General features: G+C 69.7%; 15 protein-coding genes. 7 read left to right on the top strand and 8 right to left on the bottom strand.

Annotation, left to right across the window (positions count from 1 at the left end; genetic code table 11):
• Positions 1-1,749 (top strand): cytochrome bc1 complex cytochrome b subunit, encoded by a 1,749-nt coding sequence (gene qcrB / locus ABEA33_RS24910; protein ID WP_345529810.1) that lies wholly within the window; start codon positions 1-3, stop codon positions 1,747-1,749.
• Between the two features lie 374 nt (positions 1,750-2,123).
• Here qcrB and ABEA33_RS24905 read toward each other — a convergent pair whose 3' ends face one another.
• From ABEA33_RS24905 to ctaC, 4 genes are all read right to left on the bottom strand, one after another.
• Positions 2,124-3,332: a L,D-transpeptidase gene (locus ABEA33_RS24905; protein ID WP_345529809.1), complete on the bottom strand. Its 1,209-nt coding sequence runs from the start codon at positions 3,330-3,332 to the stop codon at positions 2,124-2,126.
• Positions 3,333-3,435: 103 nt separating this feature from the next.
• On the bottom strand, positions 3,436-3,834 hold the full coding sequence (locus tag ABEA33_RS24900; protein ID WP_345529808.1) for a cytochrome c oxidase subunit 4: 399 nt from the start codon (positions 3,832-3,834) through the stop codon (positions 3,436-3,438).
• Positions 3,834-5,588 (bottom strand): aa3-type cytochrome oxidase subunit I, encoded by a 1,755-nt coding sequence (gene ctaD, locus ABEA33_RS24895; protein WP_345529807.1) that lies wholly within the window; start codon positions 5,586-5,588, stop codon positions 3,834-3,836. The genes ABEA33_RS24900 and ctaD overlap by 1 nt, the downstream gene beginning before the upstream one ends.
• Entirely contained in the window at positions 5,585-6,514 is a 930-nt protein-coding gene (ctaC, locus tag ABEA33_RS24890; RefSeq protein ID WP_345529806.1) for an aa3-type cytochrome oxidase subunit II, read from the bottom strand. The genes ctaD and ctaC overlap by 4 nt, the downstream gene beginning before the upstream one ends.
• Positions 6,515-6,605: 91 nt before the next feature.
• On the opposite strand from ctaC, the gene ABEA33_RS24885 reads away from it, so the two are divergent.
• Together ABEA33_RS24885 and ABEA33_RS24880 are read left to right on the top strand one after the other, a co-directional pair.
• Positions 6,606-7,718: a cysteine desulfurase family protein gene (locus ABEA33_RS24885; RefSeq protein ID WP_345529805.1), complete on the top strand. Its 1,113-nt coding sequence runs from the start codon at positions 6,606-6,608 to the stop codon at positions 7,716-7,718.
• On the top strand, positions 7,718-7,954 hold the full coding sequence (locus ABEA33_RS24880; RefSeq protein WP_345529804.1) for a sulfurtransferase TusA family protein: 237 nt from the start codon (positions 7,718-7,720) through the stop codon (positions 7,952-7,954). The genes ABEA33_RS24885 and ABEA33_RS24880 overlap by 1 nt, the downstream gene beginning before the upstream one ends.
• On the opposite strand, the gene ABEA33_RS24875 is transcribed toward ABEA33_RS24880, so the two are convergent.
• Positions 7,947-8,930, bottom strand: coding sequence for a carbohydrate kinase family protein (locus tag ABEA33_RS24875; RefSeq protein ID WP_345529803.1), 984 nt, complete (start codon positions 8,928-8,930; stop codon positions 7,947-7,949). The genes ABEA33_RS24880 and ABEA33_RS24875 overlap by 8 nt on opposite strands.
• Positions 8,931-8,994: 64 nt before the next feature.
• Here ABEA33_RS24875 and ABEA33_RS24870 point away from each other — a divergent pair, with 64 nt between their 5' ends.
• On the top strand, positions 8,995-9,195 hold the full coding sequence (locus ABEA33_RS24870) for a hypothetical protein (protein WP_345529802.1): 201 nt from the start codon (positions 8,995-8,997) through the stop codon (positions 9,193-9,195).
• A 139-nt stretch (positions 9,196-9,334) separates the two neighbouring features.
• On the opposite strand, the gene erpA is transcribed toward ABEA33_RS24870, so the two are convergent.
• Together erpA and ABEA33_RS24860 are read right to left on the bottom strand one after the other, a co-directional pair.
• On the bottom strand, positions 9,335-9,697 hold the full coding sequence (gene erpA / locus ABEA33_RS24865; protein ID WP_028645772.1) for an iron-sulfur cluster insertion protein ErpA: 363 nt from the start codon (positions 9,695-9,697) through the stop codon (positions 9,335-9,337).
• A 61-nt stretch (positions 9,698-9,758) separates the two neighbouring features.
• Positions 9,759-10,853 (bottom strand): glycerate kinase family protein, encoded by a 1,095-nt coding sequence (locus tag ABEA33_RS24860; RefSeq protein WP_345529801.1) that lies wholly within the window; start codon positions 10,851-10,853, stop codon positions 9,759-9,761.
• A 35-nt stretch (positions 10,854-10,888) separates the two neighbouring features.
• Between ABEA33_RS24860 and ABEA33_RS24855 the strand changes: the two genes are divergently transcribed.
• From ABEA33_RS24855 to ABEA33_RS24845, 3 genes are all read left to right on the top strand, one after another.
• Complete coding sequence (locus ABEA33_RS24855; protein ID WP_345529800.1) at positions 10,889-11,770, top strand: GNAT family N-acetyltransferase; 882 nt, start codon at positions 10,889-10,891, stop codon at positions 11,768-11,770.
• A 41-nt stretch (positions 11,771-11,811) separates the two neighbouring features.
• Complete coding sequence (nadA, locus tag ABEA33_RS24850) at positions 11,812-12,984, top strand: quinolinate synthase NadA (RefSeq protein ID WP_345529799.1); 1,173 nt, start codon at positions 11,812-11,814, stop codon at positions 12,982-12,984.
• 97 nt (positions 12,985-13,081) lie between these two features.
• On the top strand, positions 13,082-14,917 hold the full coding sequence (locus ABEA33_RS24845) for a hypothetical protein (protein ID WP_345529798.1): 1,836 nt from the start codon (positions 13,082-13,084) through the stop codon (positions 14,915-14,917).
• Between the two features lie 3 nt (positions 14,918-14,920).
• On the opposite strand, the gene ABEA33_RS24840 is transcribed toward ABEA33_RS24845, so the two are convergent.
• Complete coding sequence (locus ABEA33_RS24840; RefSeq protein WP_345529797.1) at positions 14,921-16,078, bottom strand: sensor histidine kinase; 1,158 nt, start codon at positions 16,076-16,078, stop codon at positions 14,921-14,923.
• Positions 16,079-16,102 lie beyond the last annotated feature (24 nt).

Below are 16,102 nucleotides of genomic sequence, written 5' to 3'. Positions count from 1 at the left end.
ATGGACACCAGCAAGGTCGCCAACAGCAACACGACGACCGCGGCGACGACACAGAAGCCGAGCAAGGCCGCCGCGGTCGCCACCTGGGCCGACGAGCGCCTCGGCCTCGCCACGATGGCGAAGAAGAACCTCCGCAAGGTCTTCCCGGACCACTGGTCCTTCATGCTGGGCGAGATCGCGCTGTGGAGCTTCGTCGTACTGCTCCTGACGGGTGTCTTCCTCACCCTGTGGTTCACGCCGAGCATGGGCGAGGTGCAGTACAACGGCACCTACGAGCAGCTGCGCGGCATCCACATGTCCGAGGCCTTCGCCTCGACGCTGCGGATCTCGTTCGACGTCCGCGGTGGACTGCTCATGCGGCAGATGCACCACTGGTCGGCGATGCTCTTCATCGCCTCGATGATGATCCACCTGCTGCGGGTGTTCTTCACGGGCGCCTACCGCAAGCCGCGTGAGCTCAACTGGGTCATCGGCTCGCTGCTGCTGCTCCTCGGCACGCTCGAGGGCTTCACCGGCTACTCGCTGCCCGACGACCTGCTCTCCGGCACCGGAGTGCGCGCCGCGGACGGGTTCATCAAGGCGAGCCCGGTCGTGGGCACGTACATGTCGTTCTTCCTCTTCGGAGGCGAGTTCCCAGGTGAGTCGATCATCCCGCGGCTCTACACGATCCACGTGCTGCTGATCCCGGGCCTGCTGCTCGCGCTGATCGCCGCCCACATGCTGCTGCTCGTCTACCACAAGCACACGCAGTGGCCTGGTCCCGGCCGCACCGAGAAGAACGTCGTGGGCTACCCGATGCTCCCGGTGTACGCCGCCAAGGCCGGTGGCTTCTTCTTCATCGTGTTCGGCGTGACCGCCCTGCTCGGCGCTCTGCTAACGATCAACCCGGTGTGGAAGTACGGCCCCTACGACCCGTCGAAGGTGACAGCGGGCTCCCAGCCCGACTGGTACATGGGCTGGCCCGACGGCGCCCTGCGGATCATGCCGGGCATCGAGACGCACCTCTGGGGCTACACGATCAGCTGGAACGTCATGCTGCCGATCCTGGTGCTGCCGCTCCTGATGTTCACGATCCTGATGCTGCTGCCGTTCCTCGACGCCTGGATCACCGGCGACAAGCGCGAGCACCATCTGCTGGAGCGCCCGCGCAACGCGCCGACCCGGACGGCCCTCATGGTCGCCCTGATGACGATGTACGGCCTCTTCTGGATCGCCGGCGGCAACGACATCATCGCGATCAAGCTGCACTCGTCGATCAACCAGATCACGTACTTCCTGCGAGGGGCTGTCTTCATCGGCCCGGTGATCGCGTTCCTGATCACCCGGCGTTGGTGCATCTCGCTGCAGCGCAAGGACAACGAGACGCTGCTGCACGGCTACGAGACCGGCATCATCATGCGCTCCCCCGAGGGCGGCTACTCGGAGCGGCACCTGCCGCTCCCCGAGTCGCGGGCCTACACGCTCACCGCCCGCGAGCGCGACCCCGCTCTCAACGGCGGGCCCGAGGGCACCGATGCCAACGGCATCCCCGCTCCCGGCGAGGGTCGCCTGGCCGGACTGCAGCGCCGGGTCCGCACGCTCTGGTACGCCGACAACGTGCAGAAGCCGACGCCAGAGGAGCTCGCGGAGGGTCACCACCACGCCGACCACGAGCACGAGCTCCAGGAAGGCCAGGAAGGTCACGCGGCCGACGGCCACCAGTTCGACGGCCACCACCTGGTCGAGGACGAGAACCTGCGCTCGCACTGATCGATCGCCCCGACGGGCGGGTCGCGACGCAGCACGACAAGAAGCAGCCTGAAGGCCGCCCACTCCCCCGGGAGTCGGGCGGCCTTCGTGCTTCTCGTGAGCCCGACACGGTGGTTGGGTGCACAGGTCGCCAGGCCTGAGCCTCGAAACCACCGTCGTCCGACCTGCGAGCACCGAGTGGTCACCAACCGCAGGCCCACCGCCGCCCAGCGGTGAGCCAGCAACCATCCGAGCTCACAGAACTCCCCAGAACGGTTGCCCAGCCACCGCCGCCCGGTCCGCGCCACCGTAGGTACGCCGATGGGTCACGCGCTCATGGTGGCTTCGAGGCTCGCCGCTAGCGCCGCTCGCACCTCAACCACCGTGTCGGTCGGTCAGGACAGCGCGGAGCCCTGCTTGAACTTCGCGAACGACTCGTTCCAGTCGCCGTAGCCGTTGTCGAAGGTCATCCGGCGGTCGGTGCCGGTGTAGACGACGACGTCGCCGCGGCGGCTCATCGCGTAGAGCCACTGCGCATTGGCGTCGCTCATGCCGGTGCAGCCGTGCGAGACGTTGGCGTAGCCCTGGGAGCCGACCGACCACGGTGCGCCGTGGATGAACTCTCCGGAGTAGGTGAGCCGCATGGCCCACTTCACGTTGTCGATGTCGTAGGCGTCGGCACTGCCGGCAGGGATGCCGACGGTCTCGGAGTTCATCCGCTTGGTGTCGAACTTCTCGATGATCACCTTGATGCCGGAGCGGGTCGTGAAGCCGGGCTTGCCGGTCGTGATCGGGATCGTGCGCAGCAGCTTGCCGTTGCTCAGGACCTTCATCTGGTGGGTCTGCGCGTTGACCTTGTAGATGTGCGCCTCGCCCACGTGGAAGTCGAGCTCACGGCTCTCCTGGCCGTAGATGCCGCCACCTGCCGGGACGCTGTTGACGTCGACGTCCACGTGGACGTCCGTGCCGGCCTGCCAGTACTTCTTGGGGCGCCAGTGCGCCTCGGTGGCACTCAGCCAGTGCCAGGCGCCCGCCTGGGCCGGAGAGGACGTGACGGTCATGTGCCTCTCGAACGCCGCCTTGTCGGTGACCGGCAGGTCGAAGGTGACGATCACCGGCATGCCGACGCCGACGGTCTCGTCCGCGAGAGGCGCCACGGACGGGTAGGTCTGCTGGTCCAGGGTCAGGTCCTGCGTCGCGAACCGGGTGGTGCGCCGGACCTGCTTGCCGTCCTCGGTCTCGGCGGTCGTCTTCACGACGTACGACGTGCCCGGCTCGAGCCGGCCGGTGGCCTTCCAGACCGCACCGTCCGCCGAGACCTCGCCCGGGAGTGCACCCTCGGCCGAGGTGGCGCGTACGGCGGTGATCGTGCCGCCGTCGGCCCTCACAGAGAGCTCGGTGTCGACCGGGACGTCGGACGCGCCGCGCTTGACGTTGGCGGTGACGTGGACGGCCGCGGCAGCCGCCGCGCTCGGGGACTCGCTCGAGTCACCCGTCAGCGCCGAGGCTCCCGGCACGTCATTGCTGTCGCACGCGGTGAGGGCGAACCCGGCCAGGATCAGGGCCGCGGTCGCCGCCAGCGGGCGCAGGCCTCGGTCGGACATGCTGGAACTCCCCCATGAAGGCGTGCATAACGGTCTGCCCCAGGGTAACCGCCGACCCCAGACGAACCCATTCTTCGGTGCACCGCCCGCGTGCCGGGAGCGCTCAGTGCGCGTGCACGCCGCGGTAGTACTCGAAGATCCACCCGGTGAGGGCGACAGCGCCGATGACCACACCGATGACGAACAGCCACCAGGCTCCCGCGGCGATCCCGAAGACACACACCGACAGTGTCAGCGCGCACCACAGCGGCCACCAGGAGTACGGCGGGAAGAAGCCCAGCTCGCCGGCGCCGTCGGCGATCTCGCCGTCCTTGCGGTCCTCGGGGCGCGGGTCCATGTTCTTGGCATGGAACCCGAGGTAGAGGGTCACCATGGCCGAGAGCAGCGTCGTCATGACCAGCGCGGAGGTGCCGGTCCAGTCACCGGTGATGAACCAGTACGCCGGGCTGACCAGCACGAAGAAGATCGTGCAGATCGCGAAGATCCAGGCCTCGGACTTCATCAGGCGTTGCCCTCCGGGTCGTCGTTGCGGTCGCGCAGCATCTCCTCGCGACCCTCCATGTCAGGCGCGTCGGCAGGTCCGCCGACCCGGGCCATCTCGTTGTCCTCCAGCTCGATCGCCGCCACCTCCGGGTGGTGCAGGTCGAACGCCGGCGACTCCGAGCGGATCCGCGGGATGGTGACGAAGTTGTGCCGCGGCGGCGGGCAGCTGGTCGCCCACTCGAGCGAGCGGCCCCAGCCCCACGGGTCGTCCACGGTGACCAGCGGAGCGCGGCGCGAGACGTAGACGTTGTAGAGGAACGGCAGGGTCGAGGCGCCGAGCAGGAACGCGCCGATCGTGGACACCTGGTTGAGCGTGGTGAACCCGTCGTCCGGCAGGTAGTCGGCGTAGCGACGCGGCATGCCCTCGACGCCGACCCAGTGCTGCACCAGGAAGGTGAGATGGAAGCCGATGAAGAGCAGCCAGAAGTGCAGCTTGCCGAGGCGCTCGTCGAGCATCCGCCCGGTCATCTTGGGCCACCAGAAGTAGAAGCCCGCGAACATCGCGAACACGACGGTGCCGAAGACGACGTAGTGGAAGTGCGCGACCACGAAGTAGGAGTCGGACACGTGGAAGTCCAGCGGCGGGCTGGCCAGGATGATGCCGGTCAGGCCACCGAAGAGGAACGTCGTGAGGAAGCCGATCGACCAGAGCATGGGCGTGTCGAAGGAGATGGACCCGCCCCACATGGTCCCGATCCAGTTGAAGAACTTCACGCCTGTTGGGATGGCGATCAGGAACGTCATGCCGGAGAAGAACGGCAGGTCGACGGCGCCGGTGACGAACATGTGGTGCGCCCACACGGCGACGGACAGGATCGCGATGCCGAGGGTGGCGCCGACGAGGCCGATGTAGCCGAAGATCGGCTTGCGGCTGAAGACCGGCAGGATCTCGGTGATGATGCCGAAGAACGGCAGCGCGATGATGTAGACCTCGGGGTGCCCGAAGAACCAGAACAGGTGCTGCCACAGGATCGCGCCGCCGTGGGCGGTGTCGAAGACGTGGGCGCCGAGCTGTCGGTCGGCCTCGAGCGAGAGCAGCGCGCCGGCGAGCACCGGGAAGGCGATCAGCACGAGCAGGCTGGTGACCAGGGTGTTCCAGACGAAGATCGGCATCCGGAACATCGTCATGCCAGGCGCACGCATGCAGATGATCGTGGTGATGAAGTTGACGGCACCGAGGATCGTGCCGAGACCGGCCATCCACAGACCCATGATCCAGAGGTCACCACCGACGCCGGGTGAGCGCACGGCGTCGGACAGCGGCGTGTAGGCGAACCAGCCGAAGTCGGCCGCGCCCTGCGGGGTCAGGAAGCCGGAGGCAGCGATCAGACCACCAAACAGGAACAGCCAGTAGCTGAACATGTTCAGGCGCGGGAACGCCACGTCGGGCGAGCCGATCTGCAGGGGCATGACCACGTTGGCGAAGCCGAAGAACAGCGGCGTCGCGAAGAGCAGCAGCATGATCGTGCCGTGCATGGTGAAGAGCTGGTTGTAGAGCTCGTCATTGACGACCTGCATGCCCGGGTAGGCGAGCTCCGACCGGATCAGCATGGCCATCAGGCCGCCGATCATGAACCACGCGAACGACGTGCCCAGGTAGAGCTTGCCGATCAGCTTGTGGTCGGTCGTCGTCAGGATGGTCGCCAGCATCTGCCCGAGCGGCTTGCGCGGCTCGGCAATGGCGGTGGTCGGGTGTGCGGACGTGGCGGTCACTCCGCCCCCTCCTCGGACTCGTCACCGGACTCGAGTCCGGCAGGTGTGCTGGCATAGTCGCCGCCGAGCAGCGGCAGTTCGGACGTGGCGCCCGCGTCCTCCAGCTGCTGGAGGTGGGCGTCGTACTCCTCCTGCGTCACGACATGGACGTCGAAGAGCATCCGGGAGTGGTAGACGCCGCAGAGCTCGTAGCACTTGCCGCGGAAGTCGCCGGTCCTCGTCGGGGTGATCGAGTAGTGGTTCACCCGCCCGGGGATCACGTCCATCTTCATCAGGAAGCCGGGGATGCCGAAGTCGTGGATGACGTCGGGCGAGTGCAGGTTGAAGCGGGTCGTGACGCCGACCGGCAGGTAGAGCTGCGGGATCTGCGAGCCCGTGCCGGAGTCGTGGACGTACGACGAGTACGGGAACTCGGTCGAGTTCGGGGTGACCTCGCAGTCGCCCTTCTCGCCCACGCCGTAGTTGAACGTCCAGGACCACTGCTGGCCGACGATCTCCATGCAGTTGTCGTCGGGGCGGTCGTCGTCGAGGACGTAGTTCTGGGTCTCCACCGTGTGGGCGAAGAACACGATCACCATGATGACCGGGGCGATCGTGTAGAAGATCTCGAGCGGCAGGTTGTAGCGCGTCTGCACGGGGATCTCGTCGTCGCTACGACGGCGGAAGCGGATGATCGCGTAGACGATCAGGCCCCACACGATGATGCCGGTCACGAGTGCCGCGACCCACGCGCCCTGCCACAGGCTGAGGATCTTCTCCCCCTGCAACGACGCGGGGTCGGGCATGGCGGCGCGCTTCCACTCGTCCTTCGTCTCAGACGAGCAGCCACCGAGCACCAGGACACTGATACCGACGGCGGCAAGGGCGGCCATGCGACGCATGGTCACCGGCTTCCCGGCCGTACGCCTGGGGAGTTGCAGACCCACGAACGAGCCTCTCTCTCAACGATCACGGATAGGTCGAACACTATCGGAATCGCACCCCCGATGACCCGCTGGGGTGCCGTAGGTTGCGGGTGTGAGAAAAGCCGCGGCCTACCCCCCGGGCTACCCCACGGGCTATTTGGACTCGGCCTCCTCGGAGCCATTACACCCTGCGGCGCGCGAGACCCTGATGGCGGCCTACGACCGCGGGTACGCCGATCCGCGACGGCTCCACGGCCCCGGCCGCGACGCCCGCCTGCTCCTCGACAACGCGAGAGCCGTGGTGGCGGAGTGTCTGGAGGTGCGACCGGACGAGGTCACCTTCACCCCTTCGGGCACTGCCGCCGTGCACCTCGGTCTGCTCGGCCTGCGCCCCTCAGGTACGACGGTCGCGCACTCGGCCGTCGAGCACTCCGCCGTCGTGCACGCCGCGACCTGGGCGGGCGATGCGGTCGAGATCCCGGTCTCCCGTGCCGGGCGGGTCGATCCCGGGCTCGGCGGCGTCTCGGGCGGCGTCATCGCCGTGCAGAGCGCCAACCACGAGGTGGGGACCCTGCAACCGGTCGCCGAGATCGCCGGCCTCGGCGTACCCCTCTTCGTGGACGCCTGCGCCTCCATGGGCCGGCTCCCGCTCCCCCGCGGCTGGGACGCGCTCGCCGGCTCCGCGCACAAGTGGGGCGGCCCGGCCGGCGTCGGCGTCCTGCTGGTCCGCAAGGGCGCGCGCTGGCGCAACCCGTTCCCAGCTGACGACCGCGGGGACGAGCGCGCGGTCGGCTTCGAGAACGTCCCGGCCGCGCTCGCCGCGGCCGCTGCGCTCCGGGCGGTGGTGACCGAGCGCGACGAGGTCAACGCCCACCAGTCCGCGCTCGTGGACCGGATCCGCGCCACGGCGGCACAGATCCCCGACGTCGAGGTGGTCGGGGACCCGGTCCACCGACTCCCCCACTTGGTGACGTTCTCCTGCCTCTACGTCGACGGCGAGGCGCTGGTGACCGAGCTGGACCGTCGGGGGTACGGCGTGGCCAGCGGCTCGGCCTGCACGGCGTCGACTCTGACCCCGAGCCGGGTGCTCGAGGCGATGGGCGTGCTCACCCACGGCAACGTCCGGGTCTCGCTGACCCGCGACACCACCGCCGAGGAGGTCGACGGCTTCCTCGCCGTACTGCCTGAGGTCGTCCGCGACCTCCGCGCCGAGGCAGGCTTCTAGTGCTGCCGAGCGACCTGGAGCTGGACTGCCGCGGGATGCTCTGCCCGCTGCCGATCATCGAGCTCGGCAAGAGGTACGCCGAGGTGCCGGTCGGCGGCCTGGTCGCCGTCGTGGCGACCGACGTCGCCGCACGCACGGACGTGCCGGCCTGGTGCCGGATGCGCGGTCAGGAGTACGTCGGTGAGGAGGAGGCCGACGACGGGTCGCCGCGCTACGTCGTACGCCGGATCAGCTGATGCTCTTCAGGTGCGGCTGCACCTCGGCCGCGGCGGCGGCGCCGTAGGACTCCTCGATCCGGGCCAGGAACTGCGCCGGCGTGAAGGAGTACTCCTGGGTGCCGACCGTCTCCACGACGTATGCCGCGAGCACGCAGCCGACCTGCGCGGCACGCTCGAGGTCGAGGCCCCAGGCCAGCGCGGCGAGGAAGCCGGAGCGGAACGCATCGCCGACACCGGTCGGCTCGACCGCGTCGACGCCGGTGGCGGCGGGCAGCTCGAAGGCGGACTCGCCCCGACGCTGCACCCGCACACCGTCCTTGCCGAGAGTCGTGACCTGCACGCCGACCCGGTCGAGGACCTCGGCGGCGGTCCAACCGGTCTTCTGCTCGATCATGTGCGACTCGTACTCGTTCGAGAAGAGGATGGCCGCGCCGTCGATCAGCTTGCGGATCAGCTCGCCGTCGCTGAACGCGAGCTGCTGGCTCGGGTCGGCGATGAAGGGGTAGCCGCGCTGGCGGCACTCGTCGGTGTGGCGCAGCATCCCGTCGGGGTCGTCCGCGCCGATCAGCACGTAGTCGGGCGCCCCGACCCGCTCGACGACCGGGCCGAGCTCGATCAGCCGGGCCTCGCTCATCGCGCCGGGGTAGAACGACGCGATCTGCGCACCGGTCGGGTCGGTCGTGCAGACGAAGCGGGCCGTGTGCCGCGTCTCCGAGATCCGCACGTGGGAGCAGTTCACGTTGTGCCGCTCGAGCCAGGACCGGTAGTCGGCGAAGTCCTCGCCGGCCGCGCCGACGAGCACCGGGCGGAGGCCGAGCTGGCCGAGGCCGAAGCACATGTTGGCCGCGACGCCGCCGCGGCGGATCTCCAGGTCGTCGACCAGGAAGGAGAGCGAGATCTTGTCCAGCTGCTCGACCACCAGGGAGTCGGCGAACTTGCCCTGGAAGCTCATCAGGTGGTCAGTGGCGATGGATCCCGCGATCAGCAGCGACATGACACGGGAGACTACCGACCGGTACCGCTACATCTACTAATCCGTAGCCCTTAGCGTCGAAGCCATGACCGCCCCGAGACTTGCGTACGACGACGCCTCCACGCCCGCCGAGATGCACTCCGACTGCCTGGCCGCCCAGGCGGTCCTGACCCGGCCACTCGCCGCCGCAGCGGTCCGGCTCTCGCAGGAGCAGCCCAAGCGCGCGGAGATGGAGATCCCCGCGGCCGCCGCTCGGATCGCGCACGCGATCTACGGTGACGCCTGAGCCCCGTTGGTCGAGCAGCGAGCGCTAGCGAGCGTCGTCGAGACCCCCGCAGGGCGCTGAGACGCACATCAGCCCCGGACCGATTCGGTCCGGGGCTGATGTTTCAGTTCAGGTTGCTTCTCGAGTCACCGGGTCTCGATCAGTGAAAGGAGTCACCGCAGGCGCAGGAGCCGGTCGCGTTCGGGTTGTCGATCGTGAATCCCTGCTTCTCGATCGAGTCGACGAAGTCGATCTGCGCGCCGTTGAGGTAGGGGACGCTCATCCGGTCGACCACGACGGACACGCCGTCGAAGTCCGTGACGACGTCACCGTCGAGGGTGCGCTCGTCGAAGAACAGCTGGTAGCGGAGCCCCGAGCAGCCGCCCGGCTGCACCGAGATGCGCAGGGCCAGGTCGTCGCGGCCCTCCTGCTCCAGGAGGCTCTTCACCTTGCCGGCCGCGACGTCGCTCAGGTTGATCTGGTCGGTGCGGCGCTCAGTGGTGGTCTCGACCTGCTCGGTCATGTGCATTCTCCCCAGGGTCGACAGAAGTCAGTTACTGGGTCCAATGGTCGCACACGGACGGTTATTCCCGGGACTCGCGCGACCAGGTGCGGGCCACACGCTCGGCCAGGTCCGCCAGGGCACCGGCCGGGTCCGCGAAAGCTCGCTCCTCCCCCGCCGCTTCGACCAGCGAGTACGCCGACTCGATGCCGAGTGCCCGCATCTCCCGCGAACCCACCTGCACCTGGCCCGCGAGCACCACGCACGGGCGCAGCGCCTCGCCGGCGATCTCGGCGACGCCGTACGGCACCTTGCCGCCGCGGCTGGAGTAGTCGAAGGCCCCTTCCCCGGTGATCACCAGGTCCGCCTTCCCGGCCCGCTTCGACAGCTGCAGCACCTCCGCGACCAGCCGGATCCCGGGCTCGCGGGTGCCGCCGAGGAGCAGGACGGCGAAGCCGAGACCACCGGCTGCTCCGGCACCCTCGGCGAGCGCGACCCTGCGATCGGTGGCGGCGGCGAGCTCCTGGAGCCAGCCGTCGACGACCGGCAGCCGCTCCTCCGCGATGCCCTTCTGCGGGCCGAAGACCTTGGTGGCGCCGAAGAGCCCGGTCAGCTGGTTGTCCACGTCGGTGGCAGCGACCAGCTCGATGTCGAACGCCGGCAGCTCGACGCGGCTGATGCCCGCCAGCCCCGCCACGCCCTGGTCGAGCGGTCGGTCGGCCGTGGCGCCCAACGCTGCCAGCATCCCCGCGCCGCCGTCGTTGGTGCCGCTGCCACCGAGGCCGAGCACGACCCGGGTCGCCCCGGCGTCGATCGCTGCGGCGACCAGCTCGCCCACGCCGTACGTCGTCGCCGACTCGGCGCGCTCGCCGCCGGTCAGGTGCAGGCCGCACGCCTGCGCGCTCTCGACGTACGCCGTGACCTGACCGCGTCGCCCGTGCACCAGCAGCGTCGCGGGGGTCGGGTCGCCGTGCGGTCCGCGCACCGTGACCGCCAACAGCTCGCCGCCGAGCGCGGCGTGCAGCACGTCGACGAAGCCTGGACCACCATCGGACATCGGCGCGAGGTCGAGCTCGTCGCCCGGGGCCCGCCGCAGCCAGCCGGCCGCGATCGCCTCGGCCGCCTCGACCGCGGAGAGCGTGCCGGCGAACTTGTCGGGGGCCACCAGAACTCGCATGCGCCCATCCTGTCGGACTCTCTAGGGTCAGCGGTGTGGCAGGCCTGACGATCCGTCCGATGACGCCCGACGACGTCCCCGAGGCGGAGCGGGTGAGCGACGAGGGGTTCTTCGAGCTCGACACCCGGATGCAGCGGATCTCCGGGCCGGCGCCCGAGCGCCGCTCCGACCAGCACCGCGCGGTCTGGATCGAGCGCACCCTCCACCTGGTCGGCACCGACCCGGGCGGCTGCTGGGTCGCCGAGGACGAGACCGGCATGGTCGGGATGGCCACGTCGTACCGCCGAGAGACGCTCTGGTGCCTGGCGACGTACGCCGTGCTGCCGGGTCGCCAGGGACAGGGCATCGGCAAGCCGCTGCTCGCGGCGGCGATGAACCACGGCCGCGCCTGCACCCGCGGCATGTTGTCGTCGTCCTCCGACTCCAAGGCGGTCCGGGTCTACCGCCAGGCGGGGTTCGACCTGCATCCGCAGATGTACCTCACCGGCACCATCGACCGCTCGACCCTTCCCGTCGTCGAGAAGGTCCGCGAGGGCTCAGCGTCCGACATCGACCTGATGGACTCTCTCGACCGCGGCGCGCGCGGCGCCGGGCACGGACCCGACCACGAGCTGATGCTGCGCACCTGGCGGCTCCTCGTCTCCGACACGACGACCGGGTCGGGCTACGCCTACCTCAACGAGCGCGGCCAGCTCGCGCTGCTGGCCGCGTCCAACCGGCGTACGGCGACCCGGCTGCTGTGGGCCGCCCTGGCCGACGGGCCCGCGGACGTGACGGTCAGCCACGTCACGGGGGCCAACCAGTGGGTCCTCGACGTGGGGTTCGCTGCCCGGCTCGAGCTGCACCAGGAGGGCTATCTCGGGCTGCGCGGGATGAAACCGCCCGCGCCGTACGTTCACAACGGTGCACTGCTGTGACCGCTGCAGTGACCGTTGTGACGCGAGAATAGGATCGACCTATGACGACCGTCGACCTCCCGCTGCTGCCCCTCGGGCGCGGCACCGATCTCAACAGCGAGCGTGGCGTCGAGTGCCCCGGCGATCTGCCCGCGGCCTCCGACCCCGACCTCGTCGCACGGGCGCTGGCCGCCAAGGAGGCTCTCGGCGACAAGGTGTTCGTGCTGGGGCACCACTACCAGCGCGACGAGGTCATCCAGTTCGCCGACGTCACAGGCGACTCCTTCAAGCTCGCACGCGACGCCGCGGCACGTCCGGACGCGGAGTTCATCGTCTTCTGTGGCGTGCACTTCATGGCGGAGTCGGCCGACATCCTCACCGGGCCGGACCAGCAGGTGATCCTCCCCGACCTGGCCGCCGGCTGCTCGATGGCCGACATGGCCCGGCTCACCCAGGTCGAGATGGCGTGGGAGGCGATGACCGCGGCCGGCGTGGCTGACTCCGTCGTACCCGTGACCTACATGAACTCCAGCGCCGACATCAAGGCGTTCTGCGGCCGCAACGGCGGTGTCGTCTGCACGTCGAGCAACGCCGAGGTCGCGCTCGAGTGGGCCTACGACCAGAAGCCGGACGCGAAGGTCCTGTTCCTGCCCGACCAGCACCTCGGCCGCAACACCGCGGTCCTCAAGATGGGCCTCACCCTCGACGACTGCGTCGTCTGGGACCCGCACCGCCCGAACGGCGGGCTCACGACCGAGCAGCTGCGCGACGCGAAGATGATCCTCTGGAAGGGCCACTGCTCCGTGCACGGCCGCTTCTCCGAGGAGGTCGTCGACGAGCTGCGCGCGACCATCCCCGGCATCCAGATCCTGGTGCACCCGGAGTGCAAGCACGAGGTCGTGCTCAAGGCCGACCTGGTCGGCTCGACCGAGTTCATCATCAACACCATCGAGGCGGCGCCCCCCGGCTCGAGCTGGGCGATCGGCACCGAGCTCAACCTCGTGAAGCGGCTCGCGGCCGCCCACCCCGACAAGCGGATCACGTTCCTCGACAAGACGGTCTGCTACTGCTCGACGATGAACCGGATCGACCTCCCCCACTTCGTGTGGGCGATGGAGTCGCTCGTCGCGGGCCAGGTCGTCAACCGGATCGAGGTCGACCCGGAGACGGAGCAGTACGCGCTGGTCGCGCTGGAGCGGATGCTCGCCCTGCCGGGGAAGACCAGCAAGGACTGACGCGGTCGCGGATCGGTCGAGCCTCGTGATGTAACGCGATGAGGCGGTTGTGCGCTTACCTCCTGTGAGAGACCGGTCCACGCCCACCAGGAGCACCATGCGCATCGCCGTCGTCACGCTCGTCGTCAGTCTGGCCGCCACCGTCGGTCTCGCGGTGCCCTCAGTAGCCAGCGAGCCGCCCGACGGTCCGCGGTGGTCGACCCCGATCCGCGTCGGCGGCGGGGAGTGGCCGGGGTCGCTGCTGGTCACGCCCGGTGGGGTCCAGCAGCTCGCGACCCACTGGATCCCCGGCAGCGGGTGCATGCGCCCCGAGTGCGGCACCAGCTACTTCCGTCGCTCCGTGGACGGCGCCTGGGCATCGGTCGCGTTCGCCGACGCCGTCGACGCCCTGAGCAGTCATGAGCGCGGCTGGGACGTCGACACGCAGTCCGCCGGGGGCTCGACCGACGTCACGATCCGGTCACGTCAGGACGAAGGTCCTTGGAGCACTCGCGAGGTGGTGCCCGGTCTGACGACCACGGACCTGACCTGGCCGCCCGACCTGTTCCTGACGGACGACGACCGACCGGTGATCACGATGATGACGCGAGTGCCGGGCGGCGACTACCACTTCCTGAGCGCCGAGCAGCGCAGTGGCACCTGGACCTCCGTGTCCCTCGACCTCGGCTCCAGCTACACCGGCGTCCAGACGACGTCCACTCCCGGGGGCGGCCTCCGGTTCGCCCGGTACGACGGCTCCCACACCGTCGTCAGCGAGCGCGCCGTCGACGGCTCCTGGGAGCCCGACACGGTCCTGCCGACGACGGCCCGCCCGGTGCGATGGCTCAGCCCTCACATGATCGCGCTGGTCGACAGCTCCACCGGCGCCCTGTCGGTCATCGAGGAGGACCAAGACGGCGACCACCTCTGGACCGTCGATCACCTGAGCTCGTCCTTCGAGCGGGGTCCCTTCGTAACCGACAAGCACGGTGCCCCGACGGCCGCCTGGATCGCGACCGGCGGGCGACTGATGGTGGCGTCGCGGCTGACCGACCACCGGGGGTGGTCCAAACCGGTCGAGCTCGCGCGTGGGCTGCCGACGTACCTCTCCCCGAGCATCACCGACGACCCCACAGGCAACGTGACCGTCGCCTGGGCCGACACCAGCAACGCGACGCACGCACGCCAGCGTCCGGTCGGTGGCAGCTGGCTGCCGGAGCTCCGGGTGCCGTCCGCCCTTGCCCGCAACACGGAGACGGGCCCGGTCCTCGGCAGCGACGCCTCTGGGCGCGTCATCCTGGTCAGCGGCGGCGTCTACTCGGCCGACCTCACCCCGCCGGTCGCGGTCAGCGCCATCACCTCGATGCCGTTCCGCGGCTGGGCCGCCTCCCCGTCGTTCCGGGTCGGCTGGGGCACGACCTGGCTGCGTGCCACGTCCCACGACGTGCGCTACCGCACGACCAGCGCCCTGGCCCGTGGTGCGTCGTGGCGCTCCCTGCGGGCCGGGACGGCCCAGCGTGCGGCTGTGCTCACCGGCCGCCAGGGGCGGACGTACTGCATCGAGGCCCGCGCCCACGCGGGCACGACCACAGGGCCGTGGGGCAGCGCCCGCTGCGTGACGACGCCCCTGGACGACCGGAGGTTCGACGCCGACCGGAGCTGGACCCACAAGCGCGGCGAGACCCGCACCCGGACGCGCGGCGCGACCCTGGTGCTCCGCGACGTCCGTGCCCAGCGGCTAGCGCTGCTCGTCGACCGGCGCTCCCGGGGCGTCGTCAAGGTCAGCTTCGCCGGACGCTCGCTCGGCACCTTCCGCCTCGCCCGCGGGATCGGCCCACAGCATCGGCTGATCGAGCTGGGCCGCCTGGGCAAGGTCCGCCGCGGCAAGCTGGTCGTCCGGGTGATGTCCCGCGGGCAGCTGGTGCGGGTGGAGGGCGTGTACGCCGGGCGCTGAGCGCTACACGGGCAGCTCGAACCAGGCACAGGTCCCGCCGTACGGCGAGTCCATGAGCCCGATCCTGCCGCCGTGCGCCTCGACGATCCGGCGGCAGGTCGTCAGCCCGATGCCCGAGCCCTCGACGTCCTCGTTGACCCGCGCGAGCGGCTGGAAGACCCGCTCCTGCTGGTCCGCCGGGATGCCGGGACCCCGGTCGCAGACCTCGATCCGCCACCGGTCTCCGCGCAGGACACTGTCGACCTCGATGTGAGGCGGCTCGTCACCCCGGGTGAACTTGGCCGCGTTGGCGACCAGGTTCTGCAGCACCGCCCGCAGCTGCACCGCGTCCCCGAGGACGGTAGGGAGGTCGCCGACGATGACCGTGGCCTTGGCCAGCGGCGCGGCCAGGTCCTCGACGACGTCACCCAGGACGGTGGCGAGATCGACCGGGCCGCGCTGGAGCTCGCCGCCGACCCGGGCGAACTTGAGCAGGTCGTCGATGAGTGACTGCATCCGGCTCGCACCGCCGATAGCCCGCTGGACCAGGAACGTCAGGCCCTCGTCGGTGTCGTCCAGCTCGTCGCCCATCATGTTCAAGGACATCGTCACCGCGGTGAGCGGGTTGCGCAGGTCGTGGCTGACCTGGCCGGCGAACGCGGCGAGCTGCTCGTTGGACCGCTCCAGCTCGCGGGTCCGCAGCTCCAGCTCGAGCAGGTCCACGACGCGGTCGGCCAGCCCGACCAGCGCGTGCTCCTGCTCGTCCGTCAGCGACCGTGGCCGCTCGTCGAAGACGCACAGAGTGCCGATCACGACATCCTCCGGCGTCCGCAGCTGGTGGGCGGCGTAGAACCGGACGCTGCCGATCACCCCGGTGACGACGGGGTTGTGCCGGAACCGCTCGTCCGCACTGGCGTCCGGCACGATCACCGGCTCGCCGGCGTCCAGGACCACGTTGCACATCGAGTCCTCGCGAGAGCACACCGACGCGTCGAAGCCGTGGGTGGCGATCTGGTGCTGCTCGGTGTCGGTGATCAGGTTGATCGTCGCCATCGGCACCTGCGCAACCTGCGCGGCGATCTCGACCAGGGCCAGCAGGTCCGAGCGCGGCGGCTCGACCAGCACGTGGTACTTGCCGATCTCGGCGACGCGCAGCGCGTCCGTCCCCCCAATGGTCGTCACGGCGTGCAGATTATTACGGACGGC

The organism is Nocardioides endophyticus, from assembly GCF_039543845.1.
GTDB classification, from domain to species: Bacteria; Actinomycetota; Actinomycetes; order Propionibacteriales; family Nocardioidaceae; genus Nocardioides; species Nocardioides endophyticus.
This window is presented reverse-complemented; position numbering and strand designations above follow the sequence as displayed.